Source organism: Rhizobium sp. C4 (assembly GCF_021026315.1).
GTDB lineage: Bacteria > Pseudomonadota > Alphaproteobacteria > Rhizobiales > Rhizobiaceae > Ensifer_A.
The window spans coordinates 553,703-571,180 of record NZ_JAJNCX010000002.1 but is presented as its reverse complement, the minus strand read 5'-3'; the positions used below and the strand labels follow the sequence as shown (position 1 = coordinate 571,180).

At 63.7% G+C, this 17,478-nt stretch carries 15 protein-coding genes; 6 read left to right on the top strand and 9 right to left on the bottom strand.

Going from position 1 to position 17,478, the window contains the following annotated elements:
- The first annotated feature begins 68 nt into the window (after positions 1-68).
- A complete protein-coding gene (locus tag LQK84_RS06155; protein WP_230827805.1) occupies positions 69-1,700 on the top strand; it encodes a flavin-containing monooxygenase in 1,632 nt (543 codons plus the stop codon).
- Positions 1,701-1,709: 9 nt separating this feature from the next.
- Here LQK84_RS06155 and LQK84_RS06150 read toward each other — a convergent pair whose 3' ends face one another.
- From LQK84_RS06150 to LQK84_RS06120, 7 genes are all read right to left on the bottom strand, one after another.
- On the bottom strand, positions 1,710-2,906 hold the full coding sequence (locus LQK84_RS06150; protein ID WP_230827804.1) for an HPP family protein: 1,197 nt from the start codon (positions 2,904-2,906) through the stop codon (positions 1,710-1,712).
- Positions 2,907-3,049: 143 nt separating this feature from the next.
- Positions 3,050-3,856 (bottom strand): 4-hydroxy-2-oxoheptanedioate aldolase, encoded by an 807-nt coding sequence (gene hpaI, locus LQK84_RS06145; protein ID WP_230827803.1) that lies wholly within the window; start codon positions 3,854-3,856, stop codon positions 3,050-3,052.
- 107 nt (positions 3,857-3,963) lie between these two features.
- Complete coding sequence (locus LQK84_RS06140) at positions 3,964-5,379, bottom strand: pyridoxal phosphate-dependent decarboxylase family protein (RefSeq protein ID WP_230827802.1); 1,416 nt, start codon at positions 5,377-5,379, stop codon at positions 3,964-3,966.
- An 88-nt stretch (positions 5,380-5,467) separates the two neighbouring features.
- Complete coding sequence (locus LQK84_RS06135; protein ID WP_230827801.1) at positions 5,468-6,421, bottom strand: 1-phosphofructokinase family hexose kinase; 954 nt, start codon at positions 6,419-6,421, stop codon at positions 5,468-5,470.
- 185 nt (positions 6,422-6,606) lie between these two features.
- Positions 6,607-7,626 (bottom strand): zinc-binding alcohol dehydrogenase family protein, encoded by a 1,020-nt coding sequence (locus LQK84_RS06130; RefSeq protein WP_230827800.1) that lies wholly within the window; start codon positions 7,624-7,626, stop codon positions 6,607-6,609.
- A 10-nt stretch (positions 7,627-7,636) separates the two neighbouring features.
- Complete coding sequence (locus LQK84_RS06125) at positions 7,637-8,779, bottom strand: mannitol dehydrogenase family protein (protein WP_230827799.1); 1,143 nt, start codon at positions 8,777-8,779, stop codon at positions 7,637-7,639.
- A 34-nt stretch (positions 8,780-8,813) separates the two neighbouring features.
- Positions 8,814-9,638, bottom strand: coding sequence for an amidohydrolase family protein (locus tag LQK84_RS06120; RefSeq protein ID WP_230827798.1), 825 nt, complete (start codon positions 9,636-9,638; stop codon positions 8,814-8,816).
- 295 nt (positions 9,639-9,933) lie between these two features.
- Here LQK84_RS06120 and LQK84_RS06115 point away from each other — a divergent pair, with 295 nt between their 5' ends.
- The 3 genes from LQK84_RS06115 to LQK84_RS06105 all read left to right on the top strand — a co-directional run bounded on the left by LQK84_RS06115 (position 9,934) and on the right by LQK84_RS06105 (position 13,388).
- Positions 9,934-10,623, top strand: coding sequence for a FadR/GntR family transcriptional regulator (locus LQK84_RS06115; RefSeq protein ID WP_230827797.1), 690 nt, complete (start codon positions 9,934-9,936; stop codon positions 10,621-10,623).
- A 145-nt stretch (positions 10,624-10,768) separates the two neighbouring features.
- Entirely contained in the window at positions 10,769-12,832 is a 2,064-nt protein-coding gene (gene glgX / locus LQK84_RS06110) for a glycogen debranching protein GlgX (RefSeq protein ID WP_230827796.1), read from the top strand.
- A 262-nt stretch (positions 12,833-13,094) separates the two neighbouring features.
- Positions 13,095-13,388 (top strand): DUF2934 domain-containing protein, encoded by a 294-nt coding sequence (locus LQK84_RS06105; RefSeq protein ID WP_230827795.1) that lies wholly within the window; start codon positions 13,095-13,097, stop codon positions 13,386-13,388.
- A 63-nt stretch (positions 13,389-13,451) separates the two neighbouring features.
- Here LQK84_RS06105 and LQK84_RS06100 read toward each other — a convergent pair whose 3' ends face one another.
- The gene (locus LQK84_RS06100; protein ID WP_230827794.1) at positions 13,452-13,739 is read right to left on the bottom strand and encodes a YciI family protein; all 288 of its coding nucleotides are present in this window, start codon (positions 13,737-13,739) and stop codon (positions 13,452-13,454) included.
- 182 nt (positions 13,740-13,921) lie between these two features.
- Here LQK84_RS06100 and LQK84_RS06095 point away from each other — a divergent pair, with 182 nt between their 5' ends.
- On the top strand, positions 13,922-14,854 hold the full coding sequence (locus tag LQK84_RS06095) for an NAD(P)-dependent oxidoreductase (protein WP_230827793.1): 933 nt from the start codon (positions 13,922-13,924) through the stop codon (positions 14,852-14,854).
- 27 nt (positions 14,855-14,881) lie between these two features.
- Positions 14,882-16,597: an extracellular solute-binding protein gene (locus LQK84_RS06090; protein WP_230827792.1), complete on the top strand. Its 1,716-nt coding sequence runs from the start codon at positions 14,882-14,884 to the stop codon at positions 16,595-16,597.
- 118 nt (positions 16,598-16,715) lie between these two features.
- On the opposite strand, the gene LQK84_RS06085 is transcribed toward LQK84_RS06090, so the two are convergent.
- Positions 16,716-17,459 (bottom strand): SDR family NAD(P)-dependent oxidoreductase, encoded by a 744-nt coding sequence (locus tag LQK84_RS06085; RefSeq protein ID WP_230827791.1) that lies wholly within the window; start codon positions 17,457-17,459, stop codon positions 16,716-16,718.
- Between the last annotated feature and the right edge of the window lie 19 nt (positions 17,460-17,478).

The window sequence follows — 17,478 nt, the reverse complement described above, 5'->3', positions numbered from 1 at the left end:
CGGGACCATTGAAGGATCCCGAACGCGGATCGCCGACATCCCGTACGGCTTGATCGAGGAGGAAGAAGATGAGCAATTCAAACCCTGTAAAGCGGCTGGACCTGGTTGTCGTCGGCGGTGGCTTCGGCGGCATGTATGCGGTCTACAAGTTCCGCGAGATGGGCCTGAACATCCAGGCCTTCGAGGCTGGCGGCGGGCTTGGCGGCGTGTGGTACTGGAACCGTTACCCCGGCGCGCGCGTCGATCTGCCCAGCATCGACTACTGCTTCTCCTTCTCGGAAGAAGTGCAGCAGGAATGGACATGGTCGGAGCAGTTTGCTGCCCAGCCGGAACTCCTGCGCTACATCAACTTCGTCGCCGAACGGCTCGATCTGAACAAGCATTTCCAGTTCAACACCCGCGTCGTGAGCGCCGTGTGGGACGAGCTGCGCCAGCTCTGGGTGGTCAAGACCAACAAGGGCGAGACCTATGAGGCGACCTATTGCGTCATGGCGACCGGCCCGCTCTCCGTGCCGAAGGAGCCGGACATTGAGGGCTACAAGACCTTCAAGGGTGAGACCTATCACGCCGCCCGCTGGCCGCATGAAGAGGTGAGCTTCGCCGGCAAGCGCGTCGGCGTCATCGGTACCGGCTCGACCGGCATCCAGATCGTGCAGGAAGTCGGCCCGAAGGCCGGCGAACTCTTCGTCTTCCAGCGCACGCCGAGCTTCACCATGCCGATGCGCAACCAGAAGCTCGAGCCGGAATACGTGGCCGAAGTGAAGCGCAACTATGCTGGCCTGCGCGAAGCTGCCCGCAACAGCGCCGTCGGTGGCCTGCGCCCGCAGTCAACCCGCGCCTTCTTCTCCGTCACGCCGAGCCAGCGGCAGGCACTGCTGGAGGATTCGTGGAAGCAGGGCGGACTTGCCATGCTCGGCACCTTCTCGGACCTGCTCTATAATCCCGAAGCCAACGAACATGTCGCCGAATTCGTGCGCGGCAAGATCGGCGAAATGGTGAAGGATCCGGTGACGGCCGAAAAGCTGAAGCCCAAGGGCTATCCGATCTTCGCCCGCCGCCCCTGCCTCGATACCAGCTATTACGAGACCTATAACCTGCCGACCGTGCATCTGGTCGACTGCCTCGAAGAGCCGATCGTCGAGATCACCGAAAAGGGCGTGCGCACCGAAGGCCGCGAGATTGAGCTCGACATGCTGATCTTCGCAACGGGTTATGATGGCCTGACCGGCGCCCTCCTCGCCTTCGACGTCGTCGGCCGCAACGGACAGAAGGTCAACGACAAGTGGCGCGAGGGCTCGCGTTCCTATCTCGGCCTGATGATGGAAGGCTTCCCGAACCTCTTCATGACGACCGGCCCGAACGGACCGGCCGCACTCGCCAATATTGTGGCGATCAGCGAGAATGACGTGAACTGGATCGCCGACGCCATCACCCACATGGACAAGCAGGGCCTTTCGGCCATGGAGCCAACGAAGAAGGCCGAGGACGACTGGATGGCAATCGTTGCCTCGCTCGGCCAGCGCTCGCTGCTCACCAAGGCGAAGACCTGGTATCTCGGCGCCAACGTGAAGGACAAGCCGCAGGGCCTGACGCTCTTCACCGGCGGCTTCCACAAATATCGCGAGTTCTGCGCCGCCGCGACGCAGAACGGTTATGCAAACTTCAGTTTCGCGAAGCGCGACAAGTCTGCAGCGGCCTGAGCCGCACCCTCAGAGACGAGGAGGACGAGCCGGTGGAAACGCCGGCTCGTTTTCGTTTCCGGAGCCTTCGGCCGCCAGATCGAGATCGGTGCGGAAGAGAGCCGCAAGCAGGTCGCCCTGGCTGACGACGCCGACCAGCCGCTCCTCCTGATCGACCACCGGGATCGTATGCAGCCCCTCGTCCACCATGCGCATGACGAGAGCGAAGGCAGACGTTTCCGGCCGCGTCGGCTGAATGCGGCGATCCATGATATCCCCGACGAACCGCGGCACCGGCTGCCGGCTCAACGATGCCAGCACCCGCCGGCGGAAGCCGAGATGCAGGTTGCCATCGTCGGAGAGGACCGAGTTTGCCAAAAAGTCAGCCTGCGAGATCATGCCGACGAGCTTGCCATCGACATCAACGACCGGCAGCGCCTTGACGTGGTGGATCGAAAAGAGCCGCCACGCGGCGCGCAGGCGATCATCGGCCCGCACGGTCAGCACATTGCGGGACATTATGTCGCCGGTCAGCGGACCATGATGGTGGCGCTCGCGGGCCGCAAGCTGCGTCTTTCGAAACAGTGTCGCCATCGTGTCGGGGCTGACATCGACAACCTCGCCGAAATCCTCCAGCGCCTCCTCGATATCGGCCTCGATCGGGTCTGCCTTTTCCGCCCCACCGCCAACGGCCGGCGCCTTCAGCGGCAGGTGCGGATAGCGGTGGCCGGTCAGGTTGTTATAGGCGAGTGCCAACAGCAGCAGCAGAACGGAGTTGAGCGCAACGGGCGTCAGCACGAACCAGTAGCCGCTGGCATGGACCGCTTGGCCGCCGAGCACGGCCGTCAGCGCGACAGCACCGCTTGGCGGATGCAGGCAGTTGAGCACCAGCATGGCCGCAATGGCGAGCCCGACGGCGAGTGCCGCGGCCAGAAGCGGCTGCGGGATGAACAGCGCGCAGGTCACGCCGATCAGCGCCGCCACGACATTGCCGCCGAGGACCGACCAGGGCTGGGCAAGCGGGCTTGCCGGCGCAGCGAAAAGCAGCACGGCGGATGCACCCATCGGCGCAACGAGGAGCGGCGCGGCGAGACTGTTGTTGCCGAGCACGAGCGTGCTGACGAGCCCCGTCAGCGCAATGCCGAGCAGCGCGCCACCCGCAGCGCGGCCGCGTTCCCGCAGGCTGGTCGGGGCAAGCGAGGGATTGAGCCGCTGAAAGATCGACATGAGGGATAGCCTGCGCGACGTGAATGACGCTTTGGACTATCAGCTTTCAGGTGGCAGAGTGAGGCCGGAACATCCCCAAAAGGGACGAATTGGCGAAAAAATTCGCATCTGCCGAAAAACGATGCAGAACAGTGAGGCCCGCCTCAGTAAACCCGCACGTCGCCCGTCGGCTTGGCAGGCTCCGTCTTGTGGTAATCGTCCAGCAGCTTCCGGGCGGCATTGGCAAAGAGCGTCACGTCATTGCCGATGGCGACGAAGGTGGCGCCGAGCTCGACATAGCGCTTCGTCAGCGCAAGATCGCCGATCAGGATGCCGGCCGCCTTGCCGTGGCGCTGGATGAGCGCAATCGCATCCTCGATGACCGCCTGCACCTCGGGATGTCCCGGCTGGCCAATATGACCCATGTCTGCGGCCAGATCGGCGGGGCCGATGAAGACGCCGTCGACGCCCTCCGTCGCCGCGATCTCGTCGAGCGCAGCGATGCCCGCCCGGTTTTCCACCTGCAAGAGAAGGCAGACCTCGTCATTGGCGGTCTGCAGATAGTCCGGAATGCTGTTGTAGCCGGACGCGCGCGCCAGGATCGAGCCGACGCCGCGCACGCCTTCCGGCGGATAGCGCATCGCCTTGACCATGGCTTCCGCCATTTCGCGGCTGTCGCACATCGGAATGAGCAGCGTCTGCGCGCCGATGTCGAGCAATTGCTTGATGATCCAGATTTCGCCGACAGGCGGGCGGATGATCGGATGCGAGGACGAACCCGCCATGGCGCGCAGCTGGGCGATGAGGAGCGGCAGGTCGTTCGGCGCATGCTCGCTATCCAGCAGCAGCCAGTCGTAGCCGACCTTCGAGGAAATCTCGACCGCCGTCGGCGAGGTCAGCGCCTGCCAGAAGCCGATCTGTGTCCGCCCTTCCCTGAGCGCCTGCTTGAAGGTGTTTTTGGGAGCGGGCATGGGCAGATTCCTTCTGGGTCGAAGCAGGACATGGTGCAAGGGCGGCGGGTCAGACGCCGCACCTTGATCGCCTTCTAGGCCTCCACGAAGCTCCCGCGCAAGCCGTATTACTCCGGCTTCGACAGTCTCCCGGCAATTTCCGTGATGGCATCGAACGCAATGTCGATATCGCCTTCCGTCATCTCGAACGAGCCGGCCTGGAAGCGGATGGCAATCGCGCCATCGACGCGGGTCTGTGTCAGATAGATGCGGCCGTCCTCGTTGATGGCGTTGATCAGCGCGATATTGTGCGCGTCGAGATCGCCTGCGCCTGTGTGGCGGAACGAGAAGAGCGACAGGACTGGCTCCGTCACGATATCGAAACCGGGCTCCTTGCGCAGCCGCTCGGCCAGCGACTGCGACCACCGCACATGGTTGCGGATGACGGTGCGCAGACCTTCGAGACCATGATAGCGCAGCAGGAACCAGAGTTTCAGCGCCCGGAAGCGGCGACCGAGCGGCACGGACCATTCCGAATAGTTGATGATGCCATCGCGGCCGTGGGTCTTCAGATATTCCGGCTGGATGGCGAGCGTCTTCACCAGATCGTCCGGATTGCGGATGAAATGCGCCGAGCAGTCGAACTGCGCGCCAAGCCACTTGTGCGGATTGAAGACGATGGAATCGGCCTCTTCGACACCGGCCCAGAGCGGGCGGAATTCCTCGCAGATCATCGCCGAGCCTGCCCAGGCCGCATCGACATGGACGTAGAGGCCGTGCCTGTGGGCCACGCCCACCACGTCGGCGATATTGTCGCAGGCGCCCGTGCTGGTGCCACCCGTGCAGGCGATCACGCCGGCCGGGAGCAGGCCGGCCTCCTTGTCCGCGACAATGGCAGCGTCAAGCGCGGCCACATCCATCGCCTTCAGCGGACCGGAAGACGGGATGCGGACGAGGTTCTGTTCGCCGATGCCGGAGACCCAGATGGCGCGATCGATGGAAGTGTGGACCTGGTTCGACGCATAGACCCGCACGGCCGGATTGGCAGCAAGACCTGCCTTGTTGCCGTTCCAGCCCAGCGCCCGCTCGCGCATGGTGAGCACGGCGGCCAGCGTCGCCGAGGAGGCAGAATCCTGGATGACGCCGGAAAAGCCCTCCGGCAGGCCGATTGCCTGCCGCAGCCAGTCGAGAACCTTCGTCTCCAGTTCGGTCGCTGCGGGCGAGGTCTGCCAGAGCATGCATTGCGCCGCCATGGCCGTCACGAGATATTCGGCAACCACCGAAACGGGTGCGGCATTGGCGGGGAAATAGGCAAAGAAGCGCGGATGCTGCCAATGCGTCATGCCGGGCACGATGATCTTTTCGAAGTCCGCAAAGATCGCTTCCATGCTCTCGCCGGCGAGCGGCGGCTCGCTCGCAATCTGGCGGGCGATATCGCCGGGGGCGGTGCGGGCGCGGACGGGCTGGTCGTTCAGGGCGGCGCGATAGTCGACGCCCCAGTCCGCCGCCTTGCGCGACCATTCGGCAAACTCGTTCTTCTGCAATCTATCCTCCCGCTGTCCTGCGTCGCCTCTTCGTAAAGGCGCAGGAGACACTTGGCGAGATCAATTTCGTTCGCTGGCGCCTGCCCCTTCAGGACTCCAGCGCCTCAGGCTCCTTTTCCGGCTCGCCAAGCCGGCCTTCATAGATCGCGAACACATCCTCGCGATGGCAAAGTTCTGTTCCAGGCGTCACGGCCGCCGCCGCCCCTGCCGCAAGGCCGAAGCGGAACGCCTCCTCGATCGGCGCGCCCTCCATAAGCTTCCAGACCAGACCGGCGAGGAAACTGTCGCCCGCCCCGACCGCCGACCGCACCGGCACATGGATGGCCGGCAGACGGAGACTGATGTCGCGACCGACCAGCAGCGCGCCGGAGCGGCCGAGCGTCACCGTCACATAGTCAGACCACCCCTCGTCAACGATATGGCGGGCGGTTTCGGCAATGCCGCGCTCGTCGAGCTTCTTGCCGGCGATCGTTTCGAGCTCGCTGAGGCTCGGCTTGACGAGAAAGACCTTCGCCTGTTTCAGCGTCGTCAGAAGCGGCTTGCCGGAGGTGTCGAGCACGACCTTCACGCCGGCAGACGCCGCGACCGCCGCCATCCGGGCATAGGTGTAGTCCGGTGCCTCGCGCGGCAGCGAGCCGCTGAGCACCAGAAACTCGCCCTTGAAAGCGCGCACCACGTCCATGGCCGCTTCGATCTCTTCCGAGGTCACCGCCGGCCCGTCGGGAACGAAGCGATATTCCAGTCCGGTTTCTTCCTCATAGACCATGAAGGCCAGCCGCGTCGGCTCGGCGGTCTTGACGGTCACCACATCGATGGATGCGCCGGCAAGCGCGTCGAGCAGAAGCGCGCCCGTCTCGCCGCCGCACATCATCAGAAGCTCGGGCCGCCCGCCCAGCATGGCGATGACGCGCGCGACATTCACCCCGCCGCCGCCGGCATGCCGGCGCTGGTTGTGCGTGCGCACCTTTCGGGTCGGCAGGACGCGCGCCGCGTCGCTGGACACATCGACAGACGGATTGAGCGCCACGGCAAGTATCGTCATCTTTTCCCTCCAAGGACCGGATCGATCGCAAACTTAGAAACCGGACCCTCCCCCGGCCTTGACTTGCGTCAACCCGGAAGATCGCCGCAAGCGCACCCTTGTCGCGGCAGAAGCCGGCAAATATGCGACGATTGAGGCGAGCATCCGGGCAGCCTGCCACCGAGGCGCATCGGTGGGGTGGACGCTTACGCCCGCTCGATGACGATCTTCAGCGCATCCGGGCTTTCGCGCCAATAGGGAAAAGCCGCCTCGGCCTCATCGAAGGGGAAGACTTTCGAGATCAGGAGATCGGCGGTCTCGCCAATCTTTTCCAGATGCGCAATCACCGCCCTGAAATCGTCCATGGTGGCGTTGCGCGATCCCATGATGTCGAGTTCCTTGAGGTTGAAGAACTTGGTGTCATAGGTCACCGGCGCCTTCGAATAGCCGATATAGACGACGCGGCCGGCAAAGCAGGCGAGATCGATCGCCTGGACGAAGGTTTCCGGCAGGCCGACGGCCTCGACCGCCACATCGACGCCATCGCCATTCGTCCATTCCGCCACGCGTGCGGCAACGTCCTCGGCGCGACCGTTGACGGTGAGGCTCGCGCCAAACTGCCGCGCAATCTCCAGCTTCTTCTCGCTCATGTCGATGGCGAGCACCTCCGCGCCCTTGGCCACCGCGCCGATCAGCGCGCCCATGCCGATCATGCCGCAGCCGATGACGGCAACCTTGTCGCCCTTTTCGATGCGCCCACGCGCGACAGCATGAAAGCCAACCGACAGCGGTTCGACCAGCGCCAGCCGATGCGGCGCGAGCGTGTCGTTGAGGATCAGCTTTTCCGCCGGCAGCACGATGTCATCGGCCAGCCCGCCATCCTGCTGGACGCCGAGCGTCCGATTATAGCGGCAGGCGTTGAGCCGGCCCTTGCGGCAGGAGCTGCAGGTTCCGCAATTGGTATAGGGCATGACGATGACGCGGGCGCCGATCTTCAGCGTCGGGCCAACACCCTCCCCCACCTCCAGGATCTCGCCGCCGATCTCGTGACCCGGAATGCGCGGCATGGCGACAAGCGGGTTCAGTCCGCGATAGGTGTTCAGATCGCTGCCGCAGAGTCCGACATGACGGACACCAACGCGCACTTCGCCGGCACCCAGCGGCTGGGTTTCGACCATCCGGAAACGGGCCGTGTTCTCGGCCTCGATTGTCAGCGCTTTTCTCATTGTCAGCTCCTTACGCTGTTGCTTCCAGCATGGCCGCCAGATGCGGCTGGTTGAGGCCGAGCAACCGGCCCGCCTCGACCATGGGCCTTATGCGGCGGTTGATCTTTTCGGGATGGTTGTTGGCAATGTCCGACAGCCTGTGCACGAGGAAGGGATTGAGGAACCGATCCAGCACCTCGGTGCTATAGGCCACGGCCGCGTCTCCCAGCCCCCGCGCCGCCATCACCGGCAGGACCTCCTCTCGCCAGACCGCTTCCAGGTCGGTGCGGATCGCCGCGTCACTGAGGATTTCGCGAACGGTTTCCGTTGCCGGCCGGCCGCCGCTCCGCCACCGGTCCGCCAGATAGGTGTGGCCGAGATTGAGGATGTGGAGTTTCAGCGTTTCGAAGCGCTGGAGATCGGAGGTCACGACGATGGCCGGATGACGACAGGGCAGAACCAGCCCTTCCTGCTCGCCGATCGCCCAGAGCGCATAGGGCTCGGCAACGGCACCCACGGGCTCGATCGGCTCGGAGACGATGCGATCCACCAGGCTGTTGGCAAAGCGGCACTGCGTGTCGAGATAGGCAAAGAAGCTCTCAGGAAAGCCCCAGTCGCGGGCACGGCCAATCACCAGCTCGCGCAGCCGCGTCCCGTTCCTTTCGATCAGCTCGCAGGGAAAAAGCGAAAGTGGCTGGGGTGCGGATGCCTCCGAACGCTCCAGCAGAAGCGCGGCAATCTTGGCCGGGAAGCTCCGCGGCGCAACAGCCCGATCGGCAATGCTCTCGCGGTTGTCGAGCGGGTCGAGCGCAAAGCCGCGATCGCCCGTATTGGAGATGATGACGCGGGCGGCCAGCGCGGCATGGCGCACCGCCGGCCAGTCGTCTCCGGCAAAAAGCGCCTTGCCGATGGCGCGGCCCTGCAGCTCTTCGTCCACGACCTTGCCAGCGGCAAGACCACGCACCCGGACCGGATAGGACCCGCCCGAAGCAAGCGCTGCGATGCGCTTTGCACTTTCGGCGCTGCCGGTCGTCTGCACGAGCGTCACCTTGCCCAGCGCCTCGCCGTCGGCCAGTGCCTGCGAGATGAAGAGATCGGCATGGGCGAGCAGAAACCGGCTCGTGCCGAACTGCAGGATCGGGTTTTCGCCGGCGTCTTGAGGGTTGGACAGCATGTCTTCGTTTCCGTTCCCGGCCTCGCGGCACGTTTCAGCGGCTGGGCTTGAGGCGGTAGAAATCGATGGCATTGCCGCCAAAGACCGCATCATGGTGTTCGGCAGGTACGATATCGAGGCACTGGTCGAGCCATGTCTGGTAGTCGCTCACCAGATTGACGACCGGCCAGTCGCTGCCCCAGATCACGCGGCGTCCTCCAAAGAGCTCAACGATCGTTTCCGCATAGGGCCGCACCGCTTCGGGGCGCTGGTTTCCGGCCTCCACGAGCAGGCCCGAAAGCTTGCAGGAGACATTCGGCAGGTCCGCAAGGGCTGCGAGCCGCTGGCGCCATTCGACAAACCGCCCCTCGGCGATCAGCGGCTTGGCGCCGTGGTCGATCACCACCCGCAGGTCCGGATAGCGCTCGGCAAAGCGCCTCAACGGTGCCATGTGGCGCGGCAGGACCAGCCCGTCAAAGGCGAGATCGTGCTGGATCATGGCGGCGACGGCAGGGGCCAGAACCGGATCGTCGATCCAGTCGGTGTCCGGGATGCCCTGCAGCATCGGCCGGATGGCCTTGAATTTCGGATGGGCCGCCAGGGTCGCGATCATGTCGGGCGCGCGCGCATCCTTCATGTCCACCCAGCCGACGACGCCGAGAATGAAATCGTTGCGCCCGGCGAGGTCGAGCAGAAAGAGCGTGTCGTCCAGCTCGGGCAGCGACTGCACGACAACCGTTCCGCCAATGCCGGCGCGACTGAGATGCGCCTTGATATCACCCGGCAGGAAGTCGTGACGGATCGCGGCAAGCTCGGGCGGCGGCCACTGGCCCACCCGGCGCTCCATGAGCCAGAAGTGCTGGTGCGAATCGATGCGCATCCTTACCCCTCGACCCGCAAGTTCGCGCGCCCCGCATCGCGTTTCGTCTTCCGACCCATGCTCTCCCCCTTGCTGTCTCCGCCAGACTCTGGCGCCCTCCATCAAAGAATTATGCATAGCGCCAAAATTGGTCAAGCCAATTCATGAGAAGATGCCGTCTCCCGCCCCAAAACAGGTTGATATCACCGCGGATCGCTGCAATAAATCGAACACACGCGATGATTTTATCGCGCCAGACTGTTCCGACACCTGAATTGGCCCGACCAATCAACACCGCAACCACCGAGACAGACCGATGGGCAAGAGTGACGAACCGAGGCGACTTTACCAGCAGGTCGCCGATCAGATCCGTGCCTCCGTGCAGGCGAAGGGCCTGAAGAAGGGCGCGCGCCTGCCCAGCGAGCGCGATCTGGCCCAGGAACTCGGCGTCTCGCGGCCGTCGCTGCGCGAGGCCCTGATCGCGCTGGAAATCGAGGGCACCGTCGAGATCAGGGGCGGCTCGGGCATCTATCTGGCCATGGAGGAGCCGCGAAGCGCCGACACGGGGCCCGCACTTGGCGAGAGCCCGTCCGAACTCATGCAGGCGCGCTCGATCGTCGAGGGAAGCGCAATCATCCTCGCCGCCGGTCGGATGACCGATGAGGCGCTTTCGGCCCTGAAGCAGGTGCTCGACGACATGGCTCGGTCGGTGGAAGCCGGGCGCGATCCGCTCGGCGAAGACAAGGCCTTCCACCTGCTCATTGCCCGCCAGACCGGCAACTCGGTGATCACCAAGATCGTGGCGGACCTCTTCGAGGAGCGCTACAGCCCGCTCGCCGCGCGGCTGCAGGATCGCTTCGGCACGCCCGGCACATGGTCGCAGGCGCTGGAGGAGCACCAGTCGATCCTCGAAGCGCTGAGCCAGCGCGACCCCTTGCAGGCGCAGGCCGCGATGTGCCGGCACCTTGAGGCCTCGCGGAGGCGCTGGCTCGACGTGCAGGGCTGATGCCCACAGTGTCAGACCGCATCGGACCCGCTTTTGTCTAAACCGCCAGGACGATCAGAAACGAATTGCACGGCACCGCCCCGGAACCATTGGCAGTCTGCCGCGTTGCACGCGCGGCCACTCCCTTTCCCACCGAGGCATTTTCATGAGCTATTCGTTTTCCGAACTCGACTTCCTGAAGCCAGAACTGGGCGCAGAATTCATTGGCGAAGGAACGCATTTCGCGCTCTTTTCAGCCCATGCCGAAGCCGTCGAACTGTGCCTCTTTTCGCCCGACGGCAAGGAGGAGACCCAGCGCCTCTCGCTTCCGAAGCGGGAAGGTGACATCTGGTCCGGCTACGTGGCAGGGCTTCAGCCGGGCACGATCTACGGCTACCGCGTGCACGGTCCCTACGATCCCGCAAACGGTCATCGCTTCAATCCCAACAAGCTGCTGCTCGACCCCTATGCCAAGCAGGTGACCGGCGACCTCACCTGGGATGACAGCCTCTATGGCTACAGGATCGGGGCAGACGACGCCGATCTCTCCTTCGACGATCGCGACAGCGCCGCCTTCATGCCGAAGGGCGTCGTGCAGAACCCGGATTTCGACTGGAATGGCGACGAGGCGATCCGTCGGCCGTGGACCGAGACGATCGTCTACGAGGCGCATGTGCGCGGGCTGACCATGCAGCACCCGGACGTTCCGGACGAACTGCGCGGCACGTTTCTCGGCATGTGCAGCGAACCGATCCTCGACCACCTGACGAAGCTTGGGATCAGCGCCATCGAACTGCTGCCGGTGCAGTATTTCCTCGACGACCGCTATCTCGTCGAAAAGGGCCTGCGCAATTTCTGGGGTTACCAGTCGCTCGGCTTCTTCGCGCCGCAGTCGCGCTATCTCTCCGGCGACAAGATCGCCGAATTCAAGACCATGGTGAAGGCGTTCCACAGCGTCGGCATCGAGGTGATCATGGATGTCGTCTATAACCACACCGCGGAAGGTTCCGAGCGCGGACCGACCCTGAGCTTCCGCGGCATCGACAATCTCAGCTATTACATCCAGTCGCCCGACGAACTGCGCCACACCTTCGACACGACCGGCACGGGCAATACGCTGAATGTTGCCCATCCGATGGTCATGCGCATGGTGCTGGACAGCCTGCGCTACTGGGTTGGCGTCATGCATGTCGACGGCTTCCGCTTCGACCTCGCCTCGACGCTCGGCCGCGAAGGTCTGCGTTTCGATCGCGAAGGCGGCTTCTTCGACGCTATCCGTCAGGACCCGATCCTTGCCGGCGTGAAGCTGATTGCCGAACCCTGGGATGTCGGAGCGGATGGCTATCAGGTCGGCGGTTTCCCCTCGCCCTTCCGCGAATGGAACGACAAGTTCCGCGACGACGTGCGTCGTTTCTGGCGCAAGGATGGCGGTCTCGTCGCGCCGCTTGCCGAGCGTCTGACGGGTTCGCCCGTCCAGTTCGAGCATTCGGGCCGCGGCGCCACCACGTCCGTCAACCTGCTGAGCGCGCATGACGGCTTCGTGCTCGCCGACGTCACCGCGTTCAACGACAAGCACAACGAGGCCAACGGCGAGGACAATCGCGACGGCCACGACGGCAACCAGTCCGACAACATGGGCGTGGAGGGCGAGACCGACAACGCGGACATCATGACCGCCCGCGCCCGTAGGCGTCGCGCCATGATCACCACGCTCCTCGTCAGCCAGGGCGTTCCCATGCTGCTCGGCGGCGATGAACTCGGCAACAGCCAGGGCGGCAACAACAATTCCTACTGCCAGGACAACGAGATCGGCTGGATTTCCTGGGATGGACGCGAAGACGCGTTTCTCGAATTCTGCCGCGCGGCAATCGCGTTTCGCAAGTCGCAGCCGCTTCTGCGGCAGGAGCGCTTCCTGAAGGGCGAACCCGGTGAGCCGCCGGCGCCCTTCGTGGCCTGGCTGAAGCCGGATGGCTCGGCGATGGACGAAGGCGCCTGGAATGACGGCGACCTGCGCGTTCTCATGATGGACCTGAAGGACGCGCCGCGCGACGACGGCGCTGCGGAAGAACTTCTTCTCGTGCTGAACGCCGGCGACGCGACGCCCATCCGCCTGCCGGAAGGCGGCGGCTGGACGGTCGCCTTCGCATCCGCCGAACAGATGGAGATCAGCGAGACCGGCGAGACAGAAAGCCCCGGCCAGAGCGTTCTCGTCTTTGCGCGCCAGCACTAGCACGAGGCCCGGAAAAAGGCCGGTCTCCCCGTGTTCGGGGAGCCGGCATTGGCGGGAGGTCGAGCAAGTCCTCCGAAGTCGCCAGCATGATCACCTTTCTTGCGTCAGACAAAGCCTCCACGTCGCAGGTTCGCAGATCCATGTCGGTTGCACCCAGAGCCTCCTGCGCTAATTTTGTCGGCGCGACAGAGAACATTCTGCGGGCTCGTTCGTTTAGAGACCGAGCGCCGAGCGCGCTTTTCAACACATCCGGGAGAACACGATGCAAGAGAGAAGCAGGGACGATTACATCCGCGAGCGCGCCTATCAGATCTGGGAGAAGGAAGGCCGCCCCGACGGTCACCACGATCGCCACTGGCAGCAGGCTGCCGATGAGTGGGGCACGGCAGAAGCCGCCTACCACAAGGGCGGCTTAGCCTCGTCAGACCAGGGTGCCAGCAATGGCTCGGAAGAACTGGCCGCCAAGGTAGCGGATCTCGACGGAGCGCCACCGAGCGACCAGTCGCGCCAGTCCGAGCCGCTCGTCGACGTATCGAAAATCCGCAAGAGCGCCTGACCAGCGACCCTTTTGAATGACGCGCGCCGCGGGACGATCCCGGGCGCGCGTTGCCTTGTTCGATCAGGCGCGGTTATCGACCCGCTTGTTGAACGGCCGGATGGAAATCTGCGCCCACAGATCCGCCTTGTAGAACGGATCTTCACGGTTGAATGCCTCAACCTCCTGCAGGCTCTTCGCCTCGAGCAGGAAGCAGCTGCCGATCATGGTTTCTTCGTCGTCTGCAAGCAGCGGACCGGAAATGACCATCTTGAGCGGCGCATTCGAGATATAGGCCTTGTGCGCATCATAATGCGCCAGTCGCTTTTCGACCGAATTCGGTTTGTCGAGACAATGAATGACGTAGTGCACGATGTCCTCCTCGCATGCAGAATCGCTGGCGGACCGCAAAGGACGCCGCCGCTTTCTCCCAAATTACCAAAGCGGGATCACGTCGCCCTGGCCATTGTATCCAGACTGGATGAATTCGCTGAAATCGCGACGCGTGCTTGCGTTTATTGTCGGGCAATGGAGAAACATGGGAGGCTTGCGCGGTGACGGGCAAAGGACATACCACGTCAGTACCGGCCAAGGTATTGGGATGGATCGGCGTCGGAAAGATGGGCAATCCGATGGCCACGCGAATGATCGAGGCGGGATATGAAGTCCTGATCTCGGACCCGGTCGCCGAGAACAGGGCGAGCCTGGTGGCGCGCGGCGCTGTCGTCGCCAGCACGCTGGCCGATCTCGCAAGCCGATGCGACATCATTTTCTCGACCATTCCGAACGATGCCGCCCTGTCGGCGATCATCTATGGCGACGGCACAAACGGTCAGGGGCTTCTCGCTCAGGCACGCGCCGGCACTATCTTCGTCGAAATGAGCACCGTCTCGCCGACCCTTTCCGAACGGATTGCCACGGAGCTGAAACTGCATGGCATCCGCTATCTCAGATGCCCTGTCTCAGGCAGCACGGCGCTTGCGCGCAACGGCGAGCTGACGGTGCTGGCCTCCGGCGACGAGACGGCATGGCAGGAGACCGAGGCGCTGCTCGATCGTCTCTCGACCCGCAAGTTCTATCTGGGTGCTGCCGAAGAAGCCCGCTACATGAAGCTGGTGCTGAACACGCTGGTGGGCGCCACCTCCTCCATCCTCGGCGAAGCGCTGGTTCTCGGCGCCAAGGGCGGGCTTGCCCCGCGGCAGATGATGGACGTCATCAGCGAGAGCGCTGTCGCCTCCCCGCTGGTCAAATACAAGAAGGAGATGGTGTCGAACCTCGATTTCACACCCGCATTCTCGATCTCGCAGATGATCAAGGACTTCATGCTGATCACTGACGCCGGTCGTTCCAATCAGGTGCCGATGGTCGTGGCCAATACGATCCTTCAGCAATATATTGCCGCCTCGAATGTCGGCTATGCCGAACAGGATTTCTTCGCGCTCTTCGACTGGATGCGCGAAGGTGGTGGGCTGGACCAGAAGGACTAGCCCACGGGGAGGACCACGGGCGGGACAATGGCAAGACAGGAAAACAAACTCTCCGATCACGAGCTCTCACGCGTGATCGGGTTCCTGCGGCAACTCAGGGGACCTTTCGACGCGACCATCCCCGGGGTGAAGCCAGACCCCTACTGGAATATCGCGCTCGAACTGGTCGACAGCCACATCCAGCAGCGGCCGCTCGACATGACATCGCTCATCGAGCTGTCGGGCGCGACCTATGGCACCGGTAACCGGATGATTGCCAAGATGATCGAGGACGGCCAGATCATCAAGGTGCCGCGCGGGCCGAAGCACAAGACCGCTTTTCTTGCGCCCAGCGCCGACATGCTCGATGCCTTCATCACCTATGCGATGCATGTGAAGGCGCATCTGGCCAAGACCTTCGGCCTGCGCTCGGGCAGCGAGACCGAGGAATACTATTTCGGCGGCTCCTATTTCGCCGCCCACATCATCTCGCCGCTGCAGGGCCATGACATCAATTCCTCGGCGCTCCGAAACCTTCGCTTCCTGCTGCATGACGACAACTATTTCGCCAGCATGCGCAACATGTGGTCCGACTTCCGCAACGATATCGGCCGCAAGAGCAGTTTCGATCTCGTCTCCCTGCCCACGCTTTACCAGAAGGCACAGGAGGCGCTGACCTCACCCAAGACCAGCTATGACGTCGTGGCGCTGAACGTGCCCTGGCTCGGCCGGTTCGCAGCCTCCGGCCTGATCGCCAGCCTCGACGACGTGCTGCCGGAAGCGGCGATCAATCCGCTGGACTTCCACCCGACCGTCTGGAGCACCGGGCGCTGGAACAACCAGCAATTCGGCATCCCGATCTATTGCACGATCGAAATCCTGACCGCCCGCAAGGACCTGTTCGAGGCCGCGCAGATTGCCTATCCGCGAACCTTCGAGGATCTGATCGACGCCGCACACGAGCTGCATGACCCGGCGCAGGGGATTTACGGCGTCTCCTGGAGTGCGGCGCGCGGCATGACGATCGCCCATGATTTCATGCTCTTCGTCGCCTCGGCCCAAGGCTCGATCGTCGACATTCCGCGCAAGCACGAAAACTGGAAGGACAGTTTCGACACCAGCAACTTGCGGCTCCGCATCAATTCTGACGAGGGTCTGGCGGCAATCGACTTCATGAAACAGCTGCGGGACGTCTCGCCCCCGGATGTCTCGACCTTCGATTCCGACCGCAACCTGCAATGCTTCATGGCCGGCCATGCGGCGATGAGCTTTTCGTGGACGATGCGCGCCGCGCGGCTCGAACATGAACTGAGCTCGAAGGTGAAGCGACGCGTCGCCTATCTTCCGCCGCCCTATCTCAAGGGTCGCCAGCCGACAGCACCCGTCGGCGGTTTCCTGCTGACAATCCCGGCCAATGTGCCGCCCGAGCGCAAGCAGGAGATCCTGAACGCGATTGCCTGGATGGCCTCGCCGGAAGCCATGAAGGCGCATGTGCGCAACGGCTTCCCCGTAGCCCCCCGCTTCTCGGTCTGCGCCGATCCGGAAGCCATGGCCTCCTCGCCGATCGTCAGCTTCGTCGACCGCATGGCGCGCCGACACGAACTCAACACCTGGTCGCGTCCGCCCGTACCGGAATATGTCGAGATCGAAAGGGTTCTGGGAAATGAAGTCTTCGAGGCCGTCTTCGAGGGCAAGCCGGCGCGCAAGGCGCTCGTCGACGCCGAGACGCAGATCTATCGCTACATTCGCGACAACGCGGCCTGATCTCTGACAAGACATGCCCCCGGCCCGAAAGGAGGTCGGGCCGGGGGCATCAGCAATTCCAGCAAAAGCGCGAAGCGGTTTTGCGACCGGAATTGCAAAAGCAAAGAGCCTGAACGCCTCAGGCGTTCAGACCGCCATCAACGTCGATCGTCGTGCCGGTGATGTAGGATGCATCCGGCCCCGCCAGAAACGCCACGACGCCGGCGATCTCGCTCGGCTCGGCATAGCGGGCGAGCGGAATGCGCTTGATCATCTCGTGGTGATAATCCGTCGTGTCCGGGTTCATGTCGGTGTTGATATGGCCCGGCTGGATGGAATTGACGAGAATGCCGCGTGGCGCCAGATCATGCGCCCAGCTGCGCGCGAAGCTGCTGACGCCCGCCTTCGTGGCATTGTAGACCGAGATTGCCGCACCGCCGGCGCGGTCGGCCAGCGTGCTGGAGATGTTGATGATGCGGCCACCCTTCTGCATCGAGGCGGCAACGGCGCTCGTCAGGTAGTAGACCGAATCGAGATTGATCCGCATGCCGCGCTCGTAATCGGCAAAGGTCATCTCGCCGACCATCCCGTTCGGAAACACGCCGGCGCAGTTCACCAGGATGTCGATCTTTCCGAAATCGGCCAGCACGGCGGCAGCGACTTCGGGAAGCTCCGCCGGGTTTTCCAGATTGGCGTGATAGCCCTTGGCGCGGACGCCGAGCGCCTCCAGTTCTTTCACCGTTTCATCCGCACGCGCGGCAGATGTCCCGTAGACGAAGGCGATATCGGCACCCTCGCGCGCCAGCCGGCGCACCACTTCGCGCCCGACGCCGCGCGCGCCACCCGTCACCAGCGCCACTTTCGATGATAATTGTCCTGCCATGGTTTCCTCCCCAATGTGC

Bases quoted from the DNA above. Each gene is read 5' to 3' on its own strand.
- LQK84_RS06155 (WP_230827805.1), top strand. From the start codon at position 69: ATGAGCAATTCAAACCCTGTAAAGCGGCTGGACCTGGTTGTCGTCGGC.
- LQK84_RS06150 (WP_230827804.1), bottom strand. From the start codon at position 2,906: ATGTCGATCTTTCAGCGGCTCAATCCCTCGCTTGCCCCGACCAGCCTG.
- hpaI (WP_230827803.1), bottom strand. From the start codon at position 3,856: ATGCCCGCTCCCAAAAACACCTTCAAGCAGGCGCTCAGGGAAGGGCGG.
- LQK84_RS06135 (WP_230827801.1), bottom strand. From the start codon at position 6,421: ATGACGATACTTGCCGTGGCGCTCAATCCGTCTGTCGATGTGTCCAGC.
- LQK84_RS06130 (WP_230827800.1), bottom strand. From the start codon at position 7,626: ATGAGAAAAGCGCTGACAATCGAGGCCGAGAACACGGCCCGTTTCCGG.
- LQK84_RS06125 (WP_230827799.1), bottom strand. From the start codon at position 8,779: ATGCTGTCCAACCCTCAAGACGCCGGCGAAAACCCGATCCTGCAGTTC.
- LQK84_RS06120 (WP_230827798.1), bottom strand. From the start codon at position 9,638: ATGCGCATCGATTCGCACCAGCACTTCTGGCTCATGGAGCGCCGGGTG.
- LQK84_RS06115 (WP_230827797.1), top strand. From the start codon at position 9,934: ATGGGCAAGAGTGACGAACCGAGGCGACTTTACCAGCAGGTCGCCGAT.
- glgX (WP_230827796.1), top strand. From the start codon at position 10,769: ATGAGCTATTCGTTTTCCGAACTCGACTTCCTGAAGCCAGAACTGGGC.
- LQK84_RS06105 (WP_230827795.1), top strand. From the start codon at position 13,095: ATGCAAGAGAGAAGCAGGGACGATTACATCCGCGAGCGCGCCTATCAG.
- LQK84_RS06090 (WP_230827792.1), top strand. From the start codon at position 14,882: ATGGCAAGACAGGAAAACAAACTCTCCGATCACGAGCTCTCACGCGTG.
- LQK84_RS06085 (WP_230827791.1), bottom strand. From the start codon at position 17,459: ATGGCAGGACAATTATCATCGAAAGTGGCGCTGGTGACGGGTGGCGCG.